Origin of the sequence: Mucilaginibacter pocheonensis (assembly GCF_031456535.1) — a bacterium.
Taxonomy (GTDB): Bacteria; Bacteroidota; Bacteroidia; order Sphingobacteriales; family Sphingobacteriaceae; genus Mucilaginibacter; species Mucilaginibacter pocheonensis.
In genome coordinates this window covers 1,283,094-1,305,339 of the sequence record NZ_JAVDUU010000001.1, presented here as the reverse complement: position 1 = coordinate 1,305,339, position 22,246 = coordinate 1,283,094, and the positions used below count along the sequence as shown (strand labels likewise).

At 40.3% G+C, this 22,246-nt stretch carries 19 protein-coding genes; 6 read left to right on the top strand and 13 right to left on the bottom strand.

What is annotated here, in order from left to right; genetic code table 11:
* Positions 1-285: 285 nt before the first annotated feature.
* The 4 genes from J2W55_RS05375 to J2W55_RS05360 form a co-directional block, all read right to left on the bottom strand.
* Positions 286-1,155 (bottom strand): HAD-IIA family hydrolase, encoded by an 870-nt coding sequence (locus J2W55_RS05375; RefSeq protein ID WP_310092822.1) that lies wholly within the window; start codon positions 1,153-1,155, stop codon positions 286-288.
* Between the two features lie 54 nt (positions 1,156-1,209).
* The gene (locus J2W55_RS05370) at positions 1,210-2,247 is read right to left on the bottom strand and encodes a hypothetical protein (RefSeq protein ID WP_310092820.1); all 1,038 of its coding nucleotides are present in this window, start codon (positions 2,245-2,247) and stop codon (positions 1,210-1,212) included.
* A 184-nt stretch (positions 2,248-2,431) separates the two neighbouring features.
* Positions 2,432-2,818, bottom strand: coding sequence for a GxxExxY protein (locus J2W55_RS05365; protein WP_310092818.1), 387 nt, complete (start codon positions 2,816-2,818; stop codon positions 2,432-2,434).
* Positions 2,819-2,967: 149 nt separating this feature from the next.
* Positions 2,968-4,326: a glutamine synthetase family protein gene (locus J2W55_RS05360; protein WP_310092816.1), complete on the bottom strand. Its 1,359-nt coding sequence runs from the start codon at positions 4,324-4,326 to the stop codon at positions 2,968-2,970.
* 127 nt (positions 4,327-4,453) lie between these two features.
* Between J2W55_RS05360 and J2W55_RS05355 the strand changes: the two genes are divergently transcribed.
* On the top strand, positions 4,454-4,864 hold the full coding sequence (locus tag J2W55_RS05355; protein WP_310092814.1) for a gamma-glutamylcyclotransferase family protein: 411 nt from the start codon (positions 4,454-4,456) through the stop codon (positions 4,862-4,864).
* Between the two features lie 79 nt (positions 4,865-4,943).
* Here J2W55_RS05355 and J2W55_RS05350 read toward each other — a convergent pair whose 3' ends face one another.
* The 8 genes from J2W55_RS05350 to gatB all read right to left on the bottom strand — a co-directional run bounded on the left by J2W55_RS05350 (position 4,944) and on the right by gatB (position 14,327).
* Positions 4,944-5,954 (bottom strand): glutamine synthetase beta-grasp domain-containing protein, encoded by a 1,011-nt coding sequence (locus J2W55_RS05350; protein WP_310092812.1) that lies wholly within the window; start codon positions 5,952-5,954, stop codon positions 4,944-4,946.
* Positions 5,955-6,314: 360 nt separating this feature from the next.
* On the bottom strand, positions 6,315-7,781 hold the full coding sequence (locus tag J2W55_RS05345; protein ID WP_310092810.1) for a tetratricopeptide repeat protein: 1,467 nt from the start codon (positions 7,779-7,781) through the stop codon (positions 6,315-6,317).
* A gap of 78 nt (positions 7,782-7,859) precedes the next feature.
* Positions 7,860-8,579: an RluA family pseudouridine synthase gene (locus tag J2W55_RS05340; RefSeq protein WP_310092808.1), complete on the bottom strand. Its 720-nt coding sequence runs from the start codon at positions 8,577-8,579 to the stop codon at positions 7,860-7,862.
* 143 nt (positions 8,580-8,722) lie between these two features.
* Positions 8,723-9,745: a hypothetical protein gene (locus tag J2W55_RS05335; RefSeq protein WP_310092806.1), complete on the bottom strand. Its 1,023-nt coding sequence runs from the start codon at positions 9,743-9,745 to the stop codon at positions 8,723-8,725.
* A 59-nt stretch (positions 9,746-9,804) separates the two neighbouring features.
* Positions 9,805-10,704: a FimB/Mfa2 family fimbrial subunit gene (locus tag J2W55_RS05330; protein WP_310092804.1), complete on the bottom strand. Its 900-nt coding sequence runs from the start codon at positions 10,702-10,704 to the stop codon at positions 9,805-9,807.
* 239 nt (positions 10,705-10,943) lie between these two features.
* A complete protein-coding gene (locus tag J2W55_RS05325; RefSeq protein ID WP_172335194.1) occupies positions 10,944-11,633 on the bottom strand; it encodes a response regulator transcription factor in 690 nt (229 codons plus the stop codon).
* Between the two features lie 97 nt (positions 11,634-11,730).
* Positions 11,731-12,855: a redoxin domain-containing protein gene (locus J2W55_RS05320; protein WP_310092801.1), complete on the bottom strand. Its 1,125-nt coding sequence runs from the start codon at positions 12,853-12,855 to the stop codon at positions 11,731-11,733.
* Positions 12,856-12,857: 2 nt separating this feature from the next.
* On the bottom strand, positions 12,858-14,327 hold the full coding sequence (gatB, locus tag J2W55_RS05315; protein ID WP_310092799.1) for an Asp-tRNA(Asn)/Glu-tRNA(Gln) amidotransferase subunit GatB: 1,470 nt from the start codon (positions 14,325-14,327) through the stop codon (positions 12,858-12,860).
* A 377-nt stretch (positions 14,328-14,704) separates the two neighbouring features.
* Here gatB and J2W55_RS05310 point away from each other — a divergent pair, with 377 nt between their 5' ends.
* The gene (locus J2W55_RS05310; RefSeq protein WP_310092797.1) at positions 14,705-15,811 is read left to right on the top strand and encodes a fatty acid desaturase family protein; all 1,107 of its coding nucleotides are present in this window, start codon (positions 14,705-14,707) and stop codon (positions 15,809-15,811) included.
* A gap of 94 nt (positions 15,812-15,905) precedes the next feature.
* Positions 15,906-16,397 (top strand): hypothetical protein, encoded by a 492-nt coding sequence (locus J2W55_RS05305; protein WP_310092795.1) that lies wholly within the window; start codon positions 15,906-15,908, stop codon positions 16,395-16,397.
* A gap of 119 nt (positions 16,398-16,516) precedes the next feature.
* Here J2W55_RS05305 and alaS read toward each other — a convergent pair whose 3' ends face one another.
* Positions 16,517-19,207 carry an alanine--tRNA ligase gene (alaS, locus tag J2W55_RS05300; protein ID WP_310092793.1) on the bottom strand — a complete coding sequence of 897 codons (2,691 nt, stop codon included), beginning with the start codon at positions 19,205-19,207 and terminating at the stop codon, positions 16,517-16,519.
* Positions 19,208-19,444: 237 nt separating this feature from the next.
* Between alaS and J2W55_RS05295 the strand changes: the two genes are divergently transcribed.
* From J2W55_RS05295 to J2W55_RS05285, 3 genes are all read left to right on the top strand, one after another.
* The gene (locus tag J2W55_RS05295; RefSeq protein ID WP_310092790.1) at positions 19,445-19,642 is read left to right on the top strand and encodes a hypothetical protein; all 198 of its coding nucleotides are present in this window, start codon (positions 19,445-19,447) and stop codon (positions 19,640-19,642) included.
* An 87-nt stretch (positions 19,643-19,729) separates the two neighbouring features.
* The gene (locus J2W55_RS05290) at positions 19,730-20,065 is read left to right on the top strand and encodes a MerR family transcriptional regulator (RefSeq protein WP_310092788.1); all 336 of its coding nucleotides are present in this window, start codon (positions 19,730-19,732) and stop codon (positions 20,063-20,065) included.
* Positions 20,066-20,105: 40 nt separating this feature from the next.
* Entirely contained in the window at positions 20,106-22,208 is a 2,103-nt protein-coding gene (locus J2W55_RS05285; RefSeq protein WP_310092785.1) for a ComEC/Rec2 family competence protein, read from the top strand.
* Positions 22,209-22,246: the final 38 nt, after the last annotated feature.

The following is a 22,246-nucleotide window of genomic DNA, read 5'->3' as shown; positions in this document are numbered from 1 at the left end:
AGGCATGGGTTCAATGCCTTATCGGTTCAAATGTAAAAAAACAAATGTAAAACCAACAGTTAAAATAAAAAATATTTGTCAGAAAGACATTTTTTATTTTTAATGAAATAAAAATCTGGGAATACAGTTGCAGAGTGCATACCTTAATGTCCTCTGCGAGATACCTTTAGGCGATAATGGGAATACTTAACGCTGAGCTTAAAAAAGCTGTTTAAAAAATAAAAACAGATGGCATTGTTGTAAACGAGACCGCGCGAATGCAGTGTTTCTTGAGAAGAATGATTACTAAAACCCGAACTCGTCATATTCTACCACTGCAGATCCGCAGATGTAGGTGGGCACAATACCGGTAGTGGTTATGCGGGTTTCGGCATCTTTAGCCTGTGTATTCCCTGACAATACCAGTACAGTATCCAGGCCAAATTTATTTCCACCCCAAATATCGGTTTGCAGGGTATCGCCAACCATTACAATATCCTGTTTACTGATTGGACCGCGTTCGCGCAGCAGATCATACGCAAACATGAACATCTGCGAATCAGGCTTTCCAAAACGGATAAACTCCTTCCCTACAATTTTCTCAACCATATGCGCTATGCCACCAATGGCTATAGACACATCATGAAGGGATTTAGGGTAAGCATGATCTGTATTGGCTACAATGGCGGGTATGGTGCGTTTACGCAGCAGGTTTACGGCTTTATTAAGATCATCGCACCAGTTGAAACCTTCATCATCAAGAAAAACCAGGGCGTTCACCTTTTCAATATTGCTGCTGTCAACCTGATTAATATGCAGCGTATGCAGGCCCGAACGTTCAATATAATGTGCCGAATCTGCCGTACCCAGATAAGCTACAATGCCATCGTTCACTTTAAGGTCGAGGTACTCTTTGGCCAGCATTCCGGATGATACGATCTTATCAGCCGAAATCGCGCTTAAACCGTTCCTGTGGTATGATTCGGCTAACTGCGCCGGACTGCGCGACGCATCATTGGTAACAATATAATAATCCTTGTTTTGCTGTTCCAGATAAGCAAACGTGCGCTCTATACCGGGCAACAGGCCGGTATAGGTTTTTAATACACCAAAAGCATCAAAAAAAACAACCTTGTATCTGTCAATAATGGATTTAAAGTTATCAATTCGCGTCATACTTTTAGTTTTGATATAATGTTGCTGCAATATGCTTAAATATTATACCATTGCCTACTTTAATTTTAATGCTTCGATGATTTTTTCTGCATCAAAGTCGCGGTCAACAGATGGAAGGTAAACGTTAAATGCTTCTGCCTGCAATTTTTCGGCGTATTGCTCACTAAAAAAGTGCTTACCATCCTTTATCACATAATTTAATATAAAAAACCGGTATGCTTCCTTCATAAATCTGATCTCATCGGCAGTTAACGGGTTTACTTTATGATATTCTTTCAGGAAAATGATAAAACGATCTTCCATCATGGTATTGATCACATAGCTAAACACCGTACGGTCGCCAATATCAGATACCACGCGGCTAAAAAAGTAAAAATCAAGTACGCGGTAACTCATCCTAAACCAGTCATAATCCCAGCGGGAATACAGCTCAAGACTTGGGGTGACTGAAAAATTGCCGATATTCCAGTCAATAAATACCGGGATGATCTCAAACGAACTCATGTTGTACTTTGAGCGGTTCTTAAGAAAAGTTTCACAATGGTATTTTAAAAAGTCGGCCTGCATAGCGGTTCCAAACTGTTTCTCGTTAGCATTAAGCTGGGTGAGTAAGGAGGCAATATCTGTGCGCAGGGTTTTTGACGATTTAGGCAGCACATTTTTAACCCTTGAGCAGGCCTTATGAAATTTACCCACCTGTTGCCCAAGCTTTTTGATATGGTTTTCATCAAGCCTGCGCGGTAAACGCTGCAGTATTCGTGTAGGATTGTAAAAAACAACCCAGGCATCTGTTTTACCATGTTTGTAATGATAAATATAAACCCGGTTGTTTTTTAGCAAGGAACGCGCCAGCAGGTTCTCAAACGGATAAAGCAGGTTATTTGCCAATGTTTGAATAATGCGGTGATCCTCTTTAAAGTGTTCAAACTTGCCAAAGTACGATAGCTTGGCAATTATAATATCGTCGTCATCAAAGGTGATGCGATAAACATGGTTAGTTGATACCATGGCGCTGATGTCTTCAATATTCCTGATAGTTTTTGAAGCATCATACCCTTCCCATGCTTTTTTAACAATGACCGAATAGTCCATTTACATAATTTAGGCTACAAAGATTAAATAATATTATGGAATAACGAATTTTTGTATAAACGTCTTTTGTTTGAAATGGGATCAATTTTGTCTGAACCTGGATTAAGCAGATTAAGGGATTACCAAGACTCTCCCTTTGGAGTTTATATGTTTTTTTTTCTTTTTTTATATTGTTAAGGCGGATTTATGGTTTGAACTTTTTATTTAACAAACGTTTAAACAACAGCGATTTGCTGCCAAAATTAAGTAGCAAGCCTATCTGCATATTAAATGCTTCAAGATAATTGATAGACTGTGCCAGATGGACATCTTCCAGCTCAATAATGGCCTTAAGCTCTACCATGATCAGTCCCGAAACAAAAAAATCGACCCGGCGGGTTCCGATATCTACTCCCCTATAGTAAATTGGCAATTCTTTTTCACTCTCAAAGACTAAGCCATCCAGAGCCATTTCTATTTCAAGCGCTCTTTGATAAATTACTTCCTGAAAACCATTACCCAAGGCAGTATGTACACGCATAGCGCAGCCAATTACTTTGCGTGTAATTTCCTCGTGCTTTAATTGATCCATCTGTTATTTATTAGGTTTTCTTTTACCTGAACTGGGATTATTTGTCTGAATCGGGATTTATCGGATTAAGCGATTACTGTGATTGTTTTTTAATATGCAATTCAAAATCCGTTAATCCGAAAAATCTGTTTAATCACGGTTCAGACAACCTAAATGATCTCAAAATAGCGTTTCAACTCCCAGTCGGTAACATGTTTGGCATACTGGCGATGCTCCCAGAGGCGGGTTTGGGTAAAGTGATCAACAAAGCCTTCGCCAAAAAGCTCTTTTGCTATAGGCGAGGTTTGCATGGTTATAGCAGCATCATACAGGTTGGTGGCCAATACACCGTTCTTTTTATCCTGATAACCATTGCCAACGCTTTGCGGAATGTTTAGTGGTAATTTATTTTTTATACCGTACAAGCCCGAGGCCAATGCAGCAGCCATAGCCAGGTACGGATTAGTATCAGCCCCTGGTATGCGGGTTTCAAGGCGGGTATAGGCAGGTGTGGTATTAATCACCCGCAGGGCGGTAGTCCGGTTCTCCACTCCCCAGGTAATAGTAGTAGGCGCCCAGGCACCTTCAACCAGGCGTTTAAAGCTGTTTATGGTTGGGGCATACATGGGCAATATGTGCGGTAAGCAATGCAGCTGCCCGGCAAGATAATGCTTGTGCAGGTCGCTCATTTTGTGTTCATCAGCCGCATCGTAGAAAAGATTGTTTGCCCTATCGGCACTCCACAGGCTTTGGTGTATATGTCCGCTGCAGCCGGGCAGCGTTTCGGTCCATTTAGCCATAAACGATGCCATGATGCCGTGCTTATAGGCAATTTCCTTTACGGCGGTTTTAAACAATACGGCTTTGTCGGCAGCACTTAAAACCTCGCTATGAGCAATAGCAGCCTCGTATACGCCCGGTCCGGTTTCGGTATGCAGGCCCTCAATGGGGACATTGAACTGGGTAAGCAGGTTAAACAGGTCATAATAAAAATCGCTATTTTCTGATGTGCGCAGTATAGAGTAACCAAACATGCCCGGAGTAAGGGTATTTATATTGGTAAAGTTTTTATCATTAATGGATTGCGGTGTTTCCCTGAAATTAAACCATTCAAACTCCTGGGCAAACTCGGCATGATAACCCATATCCACACATTGTTTGGTAATGTGTTTAAGCAAACTGCGCGGGCAGGCCGGCAGATCATTTCCATTTGGGTTACTGTAATCGGCCAGAAAGAAAGGGATATTATCCTGCCAGGGGATATTGCGTAAAGTTGACAGGTCAATGCGGCAAAGTTTATCCGGGTAGCCGGTATGCCAACCGGTAAGCTGTACATTATCATAACAAACATCATTGCTGTCCCAGCCAAATACCACATCGCAAAAGCCATAACCACTTTGCAGGCCTTCCATAAATTTTTTACGGTGGATTACCTTGCCGCGCAAAATGCCATCAATATCGGCAAAGGCAAATTTTATTTTTTGTATATTATTTTCTTCTATATGTGCTTTAATCTGTTCCTGGTTCATGATATAATATATAAGGCAGGTTATGTTTTAGCAAGATAACCATTATGATGTAAACATAAAAAATTGCCTTTGGTGTTTAAAGATATAAATACGAATTTGCCCTTACCGTTTACAACACCGGCTAATTATGAAACAAACCAACCGGCATTTATTTGTTTATGGCACCCTGCTTGATAGCCGCAATAGCTATGGCGCTTACTTACAGCAACATTGTACCCTACTGCGGCCCGGCAAGTTTAAAGGATGGCTTTATGATATTGGCGATTTCCCGGGCGCCATTGCCGATGCTCATAGCGAACAGTATGTTCACGGCAGTATTTATTTAATGGACGAGCCTAAAAAGATTCTGGAAATTATTGACGATTATGAAGGCTTTGGCGATAACCAGGCGCAACCTAACCTGTTTATCAGAGCACAAACTATTGTTGAAACCAGCAACGGCCCGGTTAAATGCTGGATATATGTTTACAATTTACCCGTTCACGGTTTGTACCTGATACCCGGTGGTAACTACCGGGAATATAAAAAACATCAATAAAACTAAATTACACGACAAAAAAAATCCCCCGGCTTTTTTGAACCGGGGGAGGTAATAATTAAAAAGTATTTAAAGGGGCTTAAACTTTTGCTGATTTTACAGTTTTGATGATAACTGCAGCTACTTTATATGGATCGGCAGCTGAGTTAGGGCGACGATCTTCCAGGTAACCGCTCCAGTTGTGATCAACTGTATATAATGGGATACGGATAGAAGCACCACGGTCAGATACACCATAGCTAAAGTCATTGATAGAAGCAGTTTCGTGTTTACCGGTTAAACGTTTATCGTTATCGGCACCGTATACGGCAACACACTCAGCAACAGCAGGACGGAAAGCCTCGCAAATAGCAGTGAAAGTTTCTTTGCTGTTTGCAGTACGTAAAGTAGTGTTTGAGAAGTTAGCGTGCATACCAGAACCATTCCAGTCTAAAGTACCTAATGGTTTGCAATGCCAGTTGATAGAAACACCATAGCTTTCGCCAATTCTTTCTAATAAATAACGGGCAACCCAGATCTGGTCACCTGCTTCTTTAGCACCTTTAGCAAATATCTGAAACTCCCACTGACCAGCAGCAACCTCGGCGTTGATACCTTCAACGTTCAAACCTGCTTCTAAACAAGCGTCTAAGTGTTCTTCAACAATCTCGCGACCGAAAGCGTTGTTTGCGCCTACGGAGCAATAGTAAGGGCCTTGTGGTCCTGGATAACCACCAGCCGGGAAACCAAGAGGTTTGTCGGTTTTAGGATCCCAAAGGAAGTATTCTTGTTCAAAACCAAACCAGAAATCATTGTCATCATCCTGGATAAGTGCACGGCCGTTTGACTCATGAGGTGTTCCGGTTGAATCCAACACTTCGCACATTACAAGGTAAGCATCTTTTCTTTGTGGATCAGGAACAGTAAAAACTGGTTTCAGGATACAATCTGAAGAGCCACCCGGTGCCTGTTCAGTTGATGAACCATCAAAGCTCCAGTTTTCCAGATCTTCTACTTTACCGCTAAAGCTTTTAACAATTTTAGTTTTGCTGCGCAGGCTTTGTGTTGGTTTATACCCGTCAAGCCAAATGTACTCGAGTTTAGTTGCCATTTTTTAAATTAATTTGTAAAATTGTAGTTCTATTGAATGTTTTAGTGTTAATCAGCTCAATTATTAGGGCGAATTTAAACTATTTTTATAAAAATCATTATAAAATTGTGAAATTTTTATAATTTTTTTCAACAATCGTTACTTTTTGAGCTCAAATACGTAAAAACAGTGTTAACAAAAGCTTCGTTTAACATTTTTACATTTTCACTTATAAAAAACATCCATTTTTTATTAAAAACGCAAAATATCAAAAAAAAGCAAGTTTAAAGCGATATTTTGGATTTAAAAAAAGCTCAACAGATTAAAAAAACAAAAACGATATAGCAGTATAAATAAAAACGGTTGATTAATACACTTATATTAATCACTTAACTTTTTGGATACGTTTCGCAGGGCTTTATCCAGTTGTTCGGCAGAATATTGGAGGTAGTCTTTTGTTTTTAAAAGTTCGCTGTCCTCTTTGTCATCATCATTCATTAAATCGAGCAAGCCCAATATATTCGACAGATGGTTGCGCACCTCGTGTGAATTAATGGTAGCCAGCTCATGTTTTTGCGCTGCATACAGCAGCTTTTCGTAATGCCGTTTTTGCCGGTTGTTGCGATAAAATAAGGTAATTACCACTACTATTAAAAATGCGAGCGCTACAATAAACCGGAGCCTCAGCTGCTCCTTTTTATAGGCGAGCATATTTTCGTAGTACAGGTTCTGCACATCGTTAATTTTCATTTGCGATGATATGTTGCCTACCTGGGTAAGATTATTTACATTTTGCTTTGATTGCTGCAGCGCCAGTTTAAAGTAATCTGCTGCCATTTTGTTATCATTTTTAAGCTGGGCTATTTCGCCCAGCGTCTCATACAAATGAAATTTTATTTCGGGGTGATTTACCAACGATGGACGGGCCAGCAGGCCGTTGATAACATACCTGGCAGAATCTATTTGACCGTTATTAAAATAGGCGCTGGCCAGATATTGCTCATCAATATCAACTTTTACAAACATGCTGTCTTTTACCAGTGCCTTAATAATGGGTATGGCGGCTTTATAATTACGCTTTAATAATAACAAGTAATAACCGACACGTTTTTCTGAGGTGAATAATTTATTGGTATAGTTGGCAAGCTTGCTTAACTTTTGATGATATACATTTAGGGAATCATAATTACCTGTTCTGAAATAATTTTCGGCCTTGTTGTAATTTATTAACCTTAAAACATTTTCCTCCTTTAAATTATATCCAACATATAAATTCTGCGCCTTGTCTAAATAAAATAACGACTGGCTGTATAACCCGGTCCTATAATATATGTCGGAGATGTTAACATTAAGGATAGTTTCCAGGAAAGGGTTCTGTAGTTTTTTAACCTCGTTTTTTGCCATCCCATAACTGTACACCGCATCAATAGGATTACCCTCATCGGTTTGTATAAATGCCATGAAGGAAAAAAAATTATACAGTAAAAAATGGTCTGAACTTTTTTGTACCTGTTCAATTGCTGCTAATAGGCTTTTTTTGCCCGCTTCAAATTGCAGGAGCCGTTTCTGGTAAATGGCCTGGGTAAAAAGTATTAAGGCCTTTTTGTTTTCTAAGCTGTGCCCCGAAATTGACCTGATTATAAGGTCTTTTTCCTGATCAAGCCCTTCCAGCGGAGTATCCTGAATATTTGCTTTAATGTAATTTACTACTTTTTGCTCACGCAGGCGCTGGTTTTTCAGCTGCATATAATCCAAAAGACTATCCCTTTTTACAGCCTGTTGAGAAAAGGCAGCATTAAAGCAACAATTGAGTACAAATAACAAGGTTAAGGATAGCCGTTTAAACATGCAATCACGCTTTAATACACGCTATAAATTTACGCCTGCTTATGACAAAACCAAATTAATACACCATCATTATTTAAATTAACTATCAAACTTTTCAAGTAATTTTAATAATGTTTCAAAATCCTTTGGATACGGGGCATGTACAGTGATCTCTGTGTCGGGGTTTATCTTGAAAGTAACCTCGTAGGCATGCAGGGCAAAACGTTTCATAACAGGCAGTTCTTCCTGATCTTTACCCAGGTGGTACTTGCGTTTTATTTTTGAAAGATAAACCGGCTCGCCTTTATACATCTCATCACCGGCAATAGACGCTCTCTGAGTAGCCAGGTGTATACGGATCTGGTGCATACGACCCGTTACCGGGCGACACTCCACCAAAGTGTAATGCTTGAAGTACCTCAACGACTGGAACCACGTTTCGGCCCGTTTACCCTCCTGCCTGCTAATGGTAACGTTTCCTTTGCCCACGTTTAAAATAGGCAGATCTATCAGCAGGTTTTCAAATGTGTGGGTACCATCAATCACCGCGTGATAAACCTTTTTTACCTGGCGCTTTTCAAATTGCATAGATACCATACGGTAAGCCTCCGGATTTTTGGCAATGATCAGCGCGCCTGAAGTTTCCTTATCCAACCGGTGACAGATCTGGGCATCGTCCCAATAGTTTTTGGCCAGCCGAAGCAAATTAACCTCTCCTCCCTCGCGTTCATCAAGCGAACTTAAAAACGGGGGTTTGTTCACAACAATCACGTCATCATTTTCAAACAATATCAGGTCGGCAAATTTTGGAAACTTCATACTTTAAATATAGCCGGCAAAAATACGGTTTATAATTTAAACAGTCATTAGGGCCAAGTTGCCTTGTAATACAAAAAGCAAAAAAGTGGCAGAGATTTTACCTCTGCCACTTCGTTTTTAAAGTAATATAAAGGTTTAGGTATTTAAAATGGAATAGTAACAGGAGTTGGGTTCCAGTCGGGATCAATTGATATGTGGAAGCCTGTGGTGTCTGCAATACCCGAACCACCAAAAAGCTTACCGGTAATCACCGTTGTTTTATTTGCGCTTACTGTTACATTGGGTATTACGCGACCGGCAATTGTCTTAGCCCAAACATCACTCCACGGTTCTGTAAATCCCGTATTCCCAAAATGAACACTGGTGGCTGTTTGCTGGGCAAGCAAGGTTACCTTAAAAGGAGCCGCCCTTTTGAACACTAAGGCGTAAACTGTAAAATTACTTGTACCCAATTTATCGGCAGGTATTGTTGTTGTAAGCCCCGGCAGGTAGCTAACACCTTTGTTATAATAGGCATTATTGCCATTTACGGGCAATGCGTTAACCCATGGCTCTATAACCAAGGTTATATACTTTACAGTAGCAGGTAGTTTATCTTGTATGGTTATTGCCAGTTGTGCTACTACCCTATCTAAAGTTACGTCCTGAAAAACGTCGCCTGCACCAACTGTTACAGATATCTTTTTATAAAAAGTATCTTTTATAGTATTATCCCTTTCTCCTCCGGAGATGTTTACAGCGTTAAAAGCAAGTATATCTGTTGACAATGAACTCACGGTGGCTGACGCGTCTTTTAAAATATAAAGACCATTTTTTCCACCGGCAAGAACTACAGTATAGTTACCAGGGGCCAAATTATTGGTTATTGTTCCAAAATTAGGCTGTGTAGAAACTTGCTGGGTAAGAACAACAACTTTACCAGTGGCATCATAAACTTTACAGTAAAGCACATCAATTAAAGATGGTGATACCGCTACATCCGATGCTTTAACACTATTTGTTGTTTGTTTACTGGTTTCAAAAATGGTATCAGTTTGAGAAAAACCCTTAACATGAAAAGTTAAAGCATACTGCTTGCCATCTGGCTTTGTTTCTTTTGAATGGTCCTTTTTACATGAACTGTAAATTAATGAAAACAACATTATAACGGGTATAATTCTTTTCATTACAGGTAATTTTATAGTATGTTTCATCGAATTAAAATAACGTATAAGAAATAATTAAATTAATACCCAACAGTTGTGTATGGTGTTGGATCCCAGGTATTGTTTAAGCCAACTACAAAGCCGTTACTTACAGCAAATAATTTACCTGACAAAATGGTTTTAACATTAATGTCACAATTCACATTGTTTATTGTCTTATCAGCTATAATAGTGTTGGCTGAATCATAACAGATTATTTGCACCGTCATTGGTGTTGACGTATTTCCAATAATTCTGGTGATCTTGTAATTGGTTGTGCCTATTGCGGCGGCGGGTATGGTATTATTGATCTGGCCCCCATAAGCCCCGCCCATTACTCCGTTTTTAAAATCAAAATATATGTTTTCGTCGGTTATTTTAACTACAAATTTGGCTGCGTTTGCGGGTATGGCATCTTCCACATTAATTTGCAGTTGCCCAACTACTCTTGCAAGGGTAACGTCCTGATTTATTGCAGTATTAGTAACCGTTATTGTAAGTTTTTTATAAAATAGATCTTTCCAGATTGCTCCGGGTCCTTCCGTATTGGGATATCCAAATTGACTGGGTTCTCCGCTTGTACTAAGCCCTTTCTCACCGGCAACTATGTAAACAGTATAGGTACCTGCAGGTAAATTATCAGTTATCCTTCCAAAATTATCCATGGTTGAGTCTTGCTTAATTTGATGAAACAAGGCTCCGTTTGAATCATAAACCAGGTAAAACAATAATTTTGCAAGGCTGGCCGCCGGCCCAATTGCATTTGTTTTTAAACTATTGATTTTCTGTTTACCATCCGAGCTAATTGCCTGGCCCGAACCTGATACATTAAAGGTAACTTCATAGGTTTTACCTGATGGTGGCGGATTATTCTTTTTATCCTTTTTACATGCAGTAAGGCATAAAGTAAATAAGATAAAATAAAGTAAGCTTTTTTTCATGGTTTAACGTTTGATTAAATATAATAATAAATCTATGATATCTGCAAAGATATTTTTCTTCTTTTATTATATTCAATAAACTATTATATATGTTTATCAATTGGACACAAAACAGGTAAAAAGCCCAATCTCAATCACTAAAAACGCATATATTTTTAATACTTAGCAAAACTTTTTTTAAAAAAAAGGCCCTCGTTTATATAAATAAAACGAGGGCCTTATAAAATTTTAATTATTAGTTATGCTTCAAATTTGTAGCCTACTCCTTTTACAGTGGCCACGCAATCATCGCCCAGTTTTTCACGAAGCTTGCGTATATGCACGTCAATAGTACGGTTTGTAACCACAACCGAGTCTTCCCAAATATTTTTAAGGATCACTTCGCGGGTATATACCTTGCCTGGTTTTGAGGCCAGCAGGTATAACAATTCAAATTCTTTTTTTGCCAGTACCACCTTAACACCATTTTTATAAACCAGGTAGGCTTCGCGGTCAATAACCAGATCGCCAATTTCAAGTTTATTATCAGGGGTATCTTCGGCAGGGGCGTTGCGCCGTAAAATAGCGTTTATACGGCTTACCAGGGCGCGTGGTTTAATAGGTTTGGCAATATAATCATCGGCACCTACATTAAAACCGGCAATTTCAGAGTACTCTTCGCTGCGGGCAGTTAAAAATACCATAAAGGTGTTTTTAAACTCTGGCATGGTACGCATAATACGGCATGCCTCTATGCCATCCATTTTAGGCATCATGATGTCCAGCACTATCAGGTCAGGTAGTGATTTTTTGGCTTCAGCAACGGCTTCCTGTCCGTTACGGGCCAAAAACACCTGGTAACCTTCTTTTTTCAGATTGTATTCAATTAATTCTAAAATATCAGGTTCGTCGTCAACAATAAGTATTTTCTGTTTGGAAGAGTTGCTCATGGCACGTTAATTTTTTTGTATAAAAGTATACGCTTTACAAAAGCTAAAAGTTAAGACAATATTAACAAATTGTTAAAGGTTACCTTATATTAACGATTTATTGAGGCTTACTAAATGTTTTGTTTAAAAAAGCTTCAAGATCAGCACCTGTAATATTCTTTGCAACTATATTTCCCTGAGGGTCAATGATAAAATTTGACGGTATGGCCTCAATATGATAAAGCAGTTCTGTAGGCCCTTCAAAGCCCTTTAGGTCTGATCCGTGCGCCCAGGTTAATTTATCGTCATTGATGGCTTTTTGCCAGTCTTTTTTCTCTTTATCAAGCGATATACCCAAAATGTTAAACCCTTTTGATTTAAAGGCATTGTATTGTTTTACCACATTAGGGTTTTCCTGGCGGCAGGGCTGGCACCATGAAGCCCAAAAATCAACCATTACATACTTGCCTTTAAAGTCTGATAATTTTACCGGTTTATCATCAATACCGCCCGTTGTAAAATCGGGAGCTTTATGACCAACAGAAACCGGTTTGGCCTTTTCCATCTGTTTAATAAACTGTTGTACCCCGGGGTTATCCTGAAAGCTGCCTTTTATTTCATCAGCATAGGCCACCAGCTGTGGTTCGTATTTATAAACATCTAATGATGTGGCGGCGTAAAAACCAGCCAGCGATTTCTTGTTATCATTAACAAATTTCAATACAGCAGCACTATAATCAGCCATGTTCTTTTGAAATACAGGCATATATATCTTCAGCAGCGAGTCTGACTGCTTGCCCAGCGCCTGTGATTTTTCCTGGTACTCAGCAACTACCTTGTTATTTTTTTCGCCGTAAAAGTTACTGATCTTGTTAAACTCCTTTATCTTATCCGAATCATCAGACCCAGTTATGGTATAGGTGTGGGTATTATCTTTAAGATCGGTGCTAAATTCAATATCGTCGCCGTTTTTAGCTATCAGGTCATATATGCTTTCGCCAATACGCAGCTTATATAAATTGGGATAAAGCGCTGCCTGTTTAAACTGAAATTTGCCTTTTTCGCTCAGGCTGGTAGAGTCAACAACTTTTACCTGGGTGCTGTCAGCCTCAAGCAGGTAAACCAATTTTAAGCTGGCCGGGTTTTTTATGGTACCCGAAATGGTAAACGCCGACTTATCCTTACATGAAAAAAGGAATGCAGTCAATAAAAATATACCTGATAGGATGATGCGGTTCTTCATTCTTATTTTGATTCTAATTCTTTTATCAGCAGTTGGTTTGTTTTCTGCGGATCGATCTTCCCTTTCGAGCTTTTCATGATCTCGCCCATAAACAATCCTAAAACACCTTTTTTACCTTTCCGGTACTCTATAACCTTGTCAGGATATTTAGCTATGGCATCGCGTATAAAGCGGCTTACATCGTCATTATCTGAACTGATCAGCAGATTTAGTTCTTTAGCCAGCTGTTCGGCATTTTTACCCGGTTCTTTAACCATTGCCGGGAATAACTTGTGCGAAGCTACAGAATTGTTTATCACGCCACTGTCAACAAGTTCTATTAAACCCGCCAGATGCTGTGGTGTAACGGCAAAGTTACCTATAGCCACATCATGATCATTCAGGTATGATTTTACCGCCCCCATGAGCAGGTTGGCCGCGGGTTTATAAAGCTTAGTGTGCTTAATTAGCTCTTCAAAATAAAAAGCGAGGTCGCGCTCGGCCGTTAATACCGAGGCGTCATAGGGCGAAAGGCCCAGTTGTTCGGTATACTTATGATAAAGCTGGTTTGGCAGCTGCGGCAGTTTTTTGCGTATCTCATCAACATACTGCGTGCTTAGCTTCAATGGCGGCAGGTCGGGCTCAGGGAAATAGCGGTAATCATTAGCCATTTCTTTGGAGCGCAAAACCGAAGTTTCGCCGGTATCTGCATTGAAATTCAGCGTGTTTTGATCTATATGGCCGCCATTTTCAATAATATCAACCTGCCTTGCAAATTCATGCTCAATAGCGCGCTGAACGTTACGTATAGAATTAAGGTTTTTTACCTCACAGCGGTTCCCAAATGCGGTTTCGCCCTTAAGCCTTACCGAAATATTGGCATCGCAGCGCATACTCCCCTCTTCCATGTTGCCATCACAAATATCAAGATAGCGTAGTATTTTGCGTGTTTCGGTCAAAAACTGACCAGCCTCTTCGGCACTTCGCATATCTGGTTGCGACACTATTTCAACCAATGGCACCCCTGCCCTGTTCAAATCAATCAGCGAATCGGCATGGTGCTGATCGTGCATACTTTTGCCCGCGTCTTCCTCCATGTGGATATGGTGAATGGCAATACTTTTTTCTGTTCCGTCTGCTAATCTTACAGGAACATATCCACCCAAACAAATCGGGGCCTGATCTTGCGTGATCTGGTACCCTTTAGGCAAATCCGCGTAAAAATAATTTTTACGGGCAAAGCTATTGTTAAGATTGATGGTGCAATTACAAGCAAGGCCCATTTTCACCGCATACTCAACCGCCCTTTTGTTAAGGAAAGGCAAAGTGCCCGGATGTCCCAGCGATACAGCGCTTATGTGGTGGTTCGGTTCGGCGCCAAAGGCTGCTGAATCTGCCGAGAACGCCTTACTTAAAGTGGATAACTGGGCATGTACTTCGAGGCCTACAACCACTTCGTACTTTTCACTTATCCCGTTTGTCAGAACTGTCATAAAAATAAAAATTCAGCTATAATTATACTGATTGCGAGGTCAAATATATAAAAGTTAATACAGTATAAACACCATTTCACTATTAAACAGGCAGAAAATTTTACGTTGCAAGCATCATATAGACGAAAAGCTTCTAACACCAAACAGCGCAGAACATTTAATTGCCGTCATATAAATTGATGATTTTTGTTTCCAGGCCGTTAAGCTGCTAAGCTTACAGTATTATATAATTGAAGGACATCCTCCGAATTTTAACTTCGGCTGATCACCGGGCGTAATTGTCATTAAAAAGTTTAAAATAAAAAAAGTTTAAACCAACCAAATTGGGGTAATGTTTTGTGTGTAGCTATATGCCGATATAATGAAGTTCAATTGATATGCAAGAAGCGAATCTTACAAAACCAGTATTTAAAAAATCCGGAAACGACGATTTTTTTAAAGAGCTGCATCAAGAAGTTCAGGAAATCGTTTTGATCAATAAAAACATACAGCTCCGTATTATTTATAAATCTATATTTTTTATAGTGCTGTACTTTATCTTTTACATCTGCATATTGCTATTTGGGAACAGATTGCAATTACTTTATCTGTTTTATATTTTAACCGGAATAACCATGATACTGGTGTTCTTTAATACCTTTCATGACGCGGTGCATGGCGCGGTTTTTAAGGCACGGAAAAACAATGAAAAGCTCACCTGTATACTGGAGCTTTTTGGCAGCAACAGTTTTATCTGGAAAAAAAGGCACCTGCTGCTGCACCATCCTTATCCAAACATGCAATTTTGGGATATTGATGTAAAACAAAGCGACATAGTAAGGATATTTCCGGATAGCAAATGGTTTCAATTTCATCGGTATCAGCATATTTACATGTGGTTCCTGTATTTTTTTTACACATTGAACTGGCTGCTGATCCGCGATTTTAAAGATTTTTTTGGCATCAAAGATAATTATGTAAAGCGGGTGGTTAACATTCCCAAAGCAGAGTACGTGAAACTGTTTGCTGCAAAGCTCTTTTATTTATTAATGATGATAGTTGTGCCCGCTATGGCATTGGAGCAGCCTGTTATCAATATTATATCGCCCTTTTTGGTGATGCATTTTGTTGCCAGCGCATTTGGGGTAACGGCCCTGTTATCAACCCATGCGGATGAGGATGCAGATTTCCCTATGCCGCCGGAAGATGGTATAATAGATACCACCTGGGCTGCTTACCAGATCAGTAAAACAAAAGATTTCAGCACAGAAAGCCCGGTTGCAAACTTTTTATTTGGCGGGTTTAATCATCATGTGGCCCATCATTTGTTCCCGGCTGTTGCCCATACCTATTACCCGTATATCACTCCAATTATACGCAGGCATGCTCAAAAGCACAACTTAAGCTACCGCTCTTACCCGCTTCATGAAGCTATCCGTTCGCATTTTGTATTACTAAAAAAAAATGGCAGCACCGAAAACCTCTTTGCTACAGGCGACCTTTAAATTTCGCCATACATTAAACCTTTATAGTATCTTTATGTCTACAATTTAAACAGCCCGATAATTAACCATGGGCCGTATCACTGAAAACTACAATATGAAAAAGATAATTTTAGGAATGCTTGCAGGATGTTTTATGCTTGCAGCTTCGGTTACAGAAACAAAGGCTCAAGTACAGGTAAACGTTAACCTGGGTTTATGGAACCCACCGGCAGAATATTCAGGAGTGAACTATTATTACCTGCCCGACGTAGAAAGTTATTATTATGTACCAACCCATCAATACGTTTATTTAGATGGCGGCACATGGGTGTTCAGAAAAACTTTACCGCCACGTTATCGTACTTACAATATACAAACAGGGTATAAAGTTGCTGTAAACCGCCCGCGTGCTTATACTTATTTTGCCGAAGACCGCGGCCGTTATGCCAGGTACAAAGGCACACATGACAAGCAGGTGATCATCCGCGACCACTACCACACCCGTGTTGTTAACCGTACAAAGGTGGTTAACCGCACAAAATATGTGGACAAACCAGAGCATGGTCATCATGACAATGGTAAACACAAAGGACAGCACAAACACTAATTAATTACACCCAAAATAGATTAACAATAAAAAGGACCGCCGATTGGGCGGTCTTTTTTTGTTATGAGAAATCTTGTTTTAAAACCCTCGCTTTTAGATAGTGGTCGGTGGGCAGGGATTTATCCAATAAAACTTTTTGCTTTTGCCAGCGCAGTATCCAGTCCGCTCGCATCGCTGCCGCCCGCGGTAGCAAAAAACGGCTGACCGCCGCCGCCGCCTTTAATTTCCTTGGCCAGTTCGCGCACAATACTGCCTGCATTCAACCCTTTTTCTTTCACCAGGTTTTCCGCTATCATTACAGTAAGGCTTGGCTTACCGTCGAAATCGGCGGCTAATACCAGGAACAAGTTGGATACAATATCTTTTAACTGGTAAGCCAGATTTTTAACCGCTTCGGCGTTGGGAAGGGCTACCTTTTGGGCGATAAAATTAATATCGCCTATAGTTTCGACTTTTTGCGCCAAGTCATTTTTTAACCCCGATGATTTTTCGAGGATGCTTTTTTCAATTTCCTTTTTCAACCTTGAATTCTCATCAAGCAGGCTCTCCACACTTTTGCTCAGGTCCTTTGGATTTTTAAGCAGTTCTTTCAGCTGCTCAACCAATTTACTCTGATTGGTGATATAAACCTCGGCGGCTACGCCGGTAATGGCTTCAATACGGCGTACCCCGGCCGCTACCGCACTTTCCGCAATAATTTTAAAGAAACCTATTTGCCCGGTGGCCTTTACATGCGTACCGCCGCAAAGTTCCTTGCTAAACTCGTCATCAAAAGTAATTACGCGCACATACTCGCCATACTTTTCGCCAAACAGCGCGGTTACGCCACTGCTTACAGCTTCGGCATACAAAACGCTTCGTTCTTCTTTTAACGGGATGTTCTGGCGTACCTTTTGATTTACAATAGCTTCTATCTGCGCCAGCTCTTCGTCGGTTACTTTGGCAAAGTGCGAAAAATCAAACCGCAGGTAATCGGCATTTACCAATGAACCTTTTTGGTTTACGTGGCTGCCCAAAACCTGTTTCATAGCAGCGTGCAGCAGGTGCGTGGCCGAGTGATTGCTGTTGGTTTGGCTGCGCAGAGCAGGGTCGACAATAGCGGTAAGGGCATCCTCAATATCATCAGGCAACTGGTCTACATAATGTACAATAAGGCCGTTCTCTTTTTTAGTATCAGTTACTTTAACGATCTCACCATCCGGAAACACCAGTTCGCCTTTGTCACCCACCTGGCCGCCACTTTCGGCGTAGAATGGGGTTTTATCTAATACAATCTGAAACTGCTCTTTGCCTTTTGCCGTAACCTTGCGATATTTTACAATGTGGGCAATGGTTTCGGTTTCATCATAGCCGGTAAATTCAACACCCTCATCGTCTTTTAAAACTACCCAATCGCCGGTATCAATAGCGGTGGCAGCGCGGGAACGGGATTTTTGCTCTTGAAGGGCCTTTTCAAAGCCTTGTATATCAACAGTCCTCCCCTTTTCACGTGCCATTAACTCTGTAAGATCAATAGGGAAACCATACGTATCAGATAATTCAAATGCTGCTTGTCCAGAAATTGTATTTACACCAGGGATATGATCTACAATTTCACTACCCCCTTTTATAAATGTCCCTTGATCATAAACCGATATTATTTCATTAAATCTTCTAATTCCCGATGACAGTGTCCTTAAAAAACTAATTTCTTCTTCCAATACAACCTTCTGCACAAAATCCTTTTGACTATACAGGTTATCAAAAACCCCTTTAAACTGATTGGCTAACAACGGCACCAGTTGATTTAAAAACGGCTCTTTAAAGCCTAAATATTGGTATGAGTAACGAACAGCCCGACGTAATATCCTGCGGATCACATAGCCTGCTTTATTATTTGATGGCAATTGCCCGTCAGCAATAGCGAAACTTATCGCACGGATATGATCGGCTAAAACGCGCATGGCCACCGCTTCGTTCCAGTCAGCATCACCGGGTTTGGCAGCACTGTTATATTGTTTACCGCTTTTCTCCGCTATAAACTGGATCATCGGCTGAAAAACATCCGTATCATAGTTGGATGTTTTGCCTTGCAGTACCCTAACCAGCCGTTCAAAGCCCATACCAGTATCCACATGTTTATTAGGCAATGGCTGCAGCGTCCCCCCCTTTAAACGATTAAACTGCATGAATACAATATTCCAAACCTCGATAACCTGGTCATGGTCGGCATTTACTAAAGTTGCACCGTTTACCTCCGCACGTTCGCTATCCGGGCGGCTGTCATAATGGATCTCTGAACAGGGACCGCAGGGACCGGTTTCGCCCATTTCCCAAAAATTATCCTTTTTGTTACCGCGCAAAATATGATCCTCGGCAACCAGGGCTTTCCACAGATCATGTGTTTCCGTATCTTTTTCCAGGCCCTCTTTTTCGTCGCCTTCAAAATAGGTTATGTACAGGCGGTCTTTGGGAAGTTTGTAAACTTCGGTAAGCAGTTCCCAGCCCCAGGCAATAGCTTCTTTTTTAAAATAGTCGCCAAAGCTCCAGTTACCCAGCATCTCAAACATGGTATGGTGGTAAGTATCAATACCAACTTCTTCCAGGTCGTTATGCTTACCGCTTACCCGTAAACAGCGCTGGGTATCAGCCACACGCGGCGCTTTCGCGGGGGCCTCTCCTAAAAATATATCTTTAAACTGATTCATTCCCGCGTTGGTGAACATCAGGGTCGGATCGTTTTTTATAACAATTGGAGCAGAAGGAACAATAGTATGTCCCTTGGAAACGAAAAAATCAAGAAAAGCCTGTCGTATTTCGGTAGCTGTCATTTATGAGTACTTTTTTATCAAAACCGGTTATGAGTGCAAAAATGTGAATTTTTACGTACTAATACTCAATTTCATACAAAAATCAATTGCTTTTTAAGCCATTTGACCCAACCGTCGTTTTTAGATTAAAAAAAACATTAAAATTCACTTTAACGGCAACCTTTTGATAATTATAACGTTATCAATTGTACGGAGCACTTCTTCAATTAAAAATAAATAAAGGACTAAATTGGTTTTATGGAAACTTTAAGGATTGATATTCAAAATGAGCAGGAAAAAAAAGTGATCTTAGCTTTTTTAGACAGCTTGAATTATGAATACAAAATTGAAAAGGGCGACGTTATGACCAACGAACAGATAAAGGAATTCGATCAGCGTAAGGCTGATTTTTTGAGCGGCCGGGCAACATCACTTCCCTGGAGCGAGGGCAAATAGCATATCAAAAAAATACATTTTAATTGTGAACAAAAAATTCCCCAAATCGGATTTCCTGATTCCGGAATCAAATAAATACATTTGCACATGCCTTATAAAGAACGCGAGATAAGCAAAATGTACTATACCATGGGCGAGGTATCGGCCATGTTTGATGTGAATCAATCACTTATCCGCTTTTACGAAAAAGAATTCGAGGTACTTCAGCCTAAAAAGAACAAAAAAGGCAACCGTTATTTTACTCCTGAGGATATAGAAAATTTCAAGATCATTTTTCACCTGATACGTGATAAAGGTTACACCCTTAATGGTGCCAAAGAGCATTTAAAACATAACATGACCGATACCAAAGAGCATCAGCGTGTTGTTGATTCGCTCGAAAATATAAAAAAATTCCTCCTGGAAGTGCGCGACCAATTGTAGATACCTGTCTAAAACATATCTTTATTTTTTATTGATATAAATGCTCGCGAACCATAAAGGCGAAATCCCGGTTATTATACTTCTTTTACCCTGGTTATTTGGTATAACGCTGGGCCTTAGTTTTATCCAGGCCGCTTATCTGCCGGTTTTATCCGGCGTTTTTATTGGGTTAGGCACTGTATTTATTTTACTCAACTTAAATTATCAGCGGTTTGCCGTTTATAAATTTCGCTGGCTTGGCGGTTTGCTCATAAACCTGATATTGCTTACCGCCGGGTGGATAAGCACGGTTAATTATTATGAACTAAATAATCGTAATCATTTTTCGAGATCAGCGGCGCAATATCTTGCCGTCCGCATTAATAGTGAGCCACAGTTCAAGGCAGGGCTAACCCGGTTTACCGCATCAGTATATCAAAATATCAGCTTTAAACAAACAACCGCAACCTCCGGAACGCTGCTCCTTGCAGTAAAAGATAATGCAGCGATGGGCCTTCAATACGGCGATGAATTGCTGATCCCGGCAACCTGCACTCCAATCGACCCGCCTCTTAATCCGGCAGAGTTTAACTACAAAAAATACCTGTTTTACCAGAACATACATTACCAGGTATTTTTGTATCCCGGGCAGTACCACCTGTTACAGCACAACAGAGGAAATCCTGTTATTGCTTATGCACTTAAATTAAGGCAGCAAATGGTGACTTCCTTTAAGCTGCAATTGCACCATCCTGATGTGATAGCCGTGGCATCAACGCTGATACTGGGCTACAAAGCCGACCTGAGCAATGACGTTTTACAGGCTTACTCAAAAACAGGAACCATACATGTATTATCGGTATCGGGTGCTCACGTCGCTATCATCTATTTTTTACTGCAATGGCTGCTGGGTTTTTTAAACAGATATAAGTATGGTAAAGTTGTAAAAATGGTGCTCACTATCCTGCTGATATGGTACTATGCCATGTTAACCGGACTTTCACCGGCGGTTTGCCGGGCAGCTGTCATGATCAGTATGGTCATTATTGGCAATACCTTTACCAGATACATCAACATGCTCAACATTTTGGCCACATCTGCCTTTTTGCTGTTGTTATATGATCCGTTTTTTATAGCCGATGTAGGTTTCCAGCTTTCCTACCTCGCCGTTGCCGGGCTTATAGTCCTTCAGCCGGTGGTATACAAATGGGTTACTTTTAAAAACAAATGGGCAGATAAGCTATGGGCATTGTGCTCGGTATCAATAGCTGCCCAGGTGGTCACTTTTCCGTTAAGCGCTTTTTATTTCCACCAGTTCCCGGTTTATTTTCTGCTGAGTAACCTGCTTATTATTATACCCACCATGATCATTATGTGTACGGGCATGGGTTACCTGCTTTTCTTCCGGGTGCCCTGGCTGTCAACCATACTGGCCTGGACGCTCGAAAACAGTATTCTGTTCATGAACAAAGCACTGGCTGTAATTGAACATGCCCCCTTTGCAAGCATTGGCAAAATATGGATCACCCCTATTGAGCACCTGCTTATTTACGCTTTCATCATCAGTCTGTTTTATTTTTTGTATGATAAAAAGCCCTGGCTGCTCAAACTCAGTATGGCTTGCCTGCTTTTGCTGTGTATAAGCATCAGCTTTAAAGTATACCGCTCAAACAATACCAAATCCATAGCATTTTTAAGTCTGCGAAAAAAAACCGGTATCGTATTTAAAAGCGGAAACAACGCAGTTATACTAAGCAATCTGGCCGATACCGCTAAAGTTTACCGCTATTCGGTACAGCCTTATCTTGACAGCAGTAAAATAAACAGCTCAAAGGTGTGTGGTCTTGAAGATAATATCAGTCTGCGTTATTTAAAAAAACAAGGCAACCTCATCCAGTTTTACAACAAAAGGTTACTGATATTTGATACCGGCATGTCTAACTTGCAACTGTCCACCAAATTAAAAACTGACTATCTTTATATTACCGGAAACCCCAATACAACGCTGCAGCAAATAAGCAGGAGTTATGATTATCAAACACTTATAATTGATGGAAGCAATACTCAAAAGCTCATTAACCAACTGGAAACCGAAGCAAAGGAAATGCGGGTAAATTATAGCATATTAAAGCGTAACATTTCATTAATCGCACTATCTAACTAAGAAATTTAAACCCTTTACTAATAATTTCGTCCTTTAAG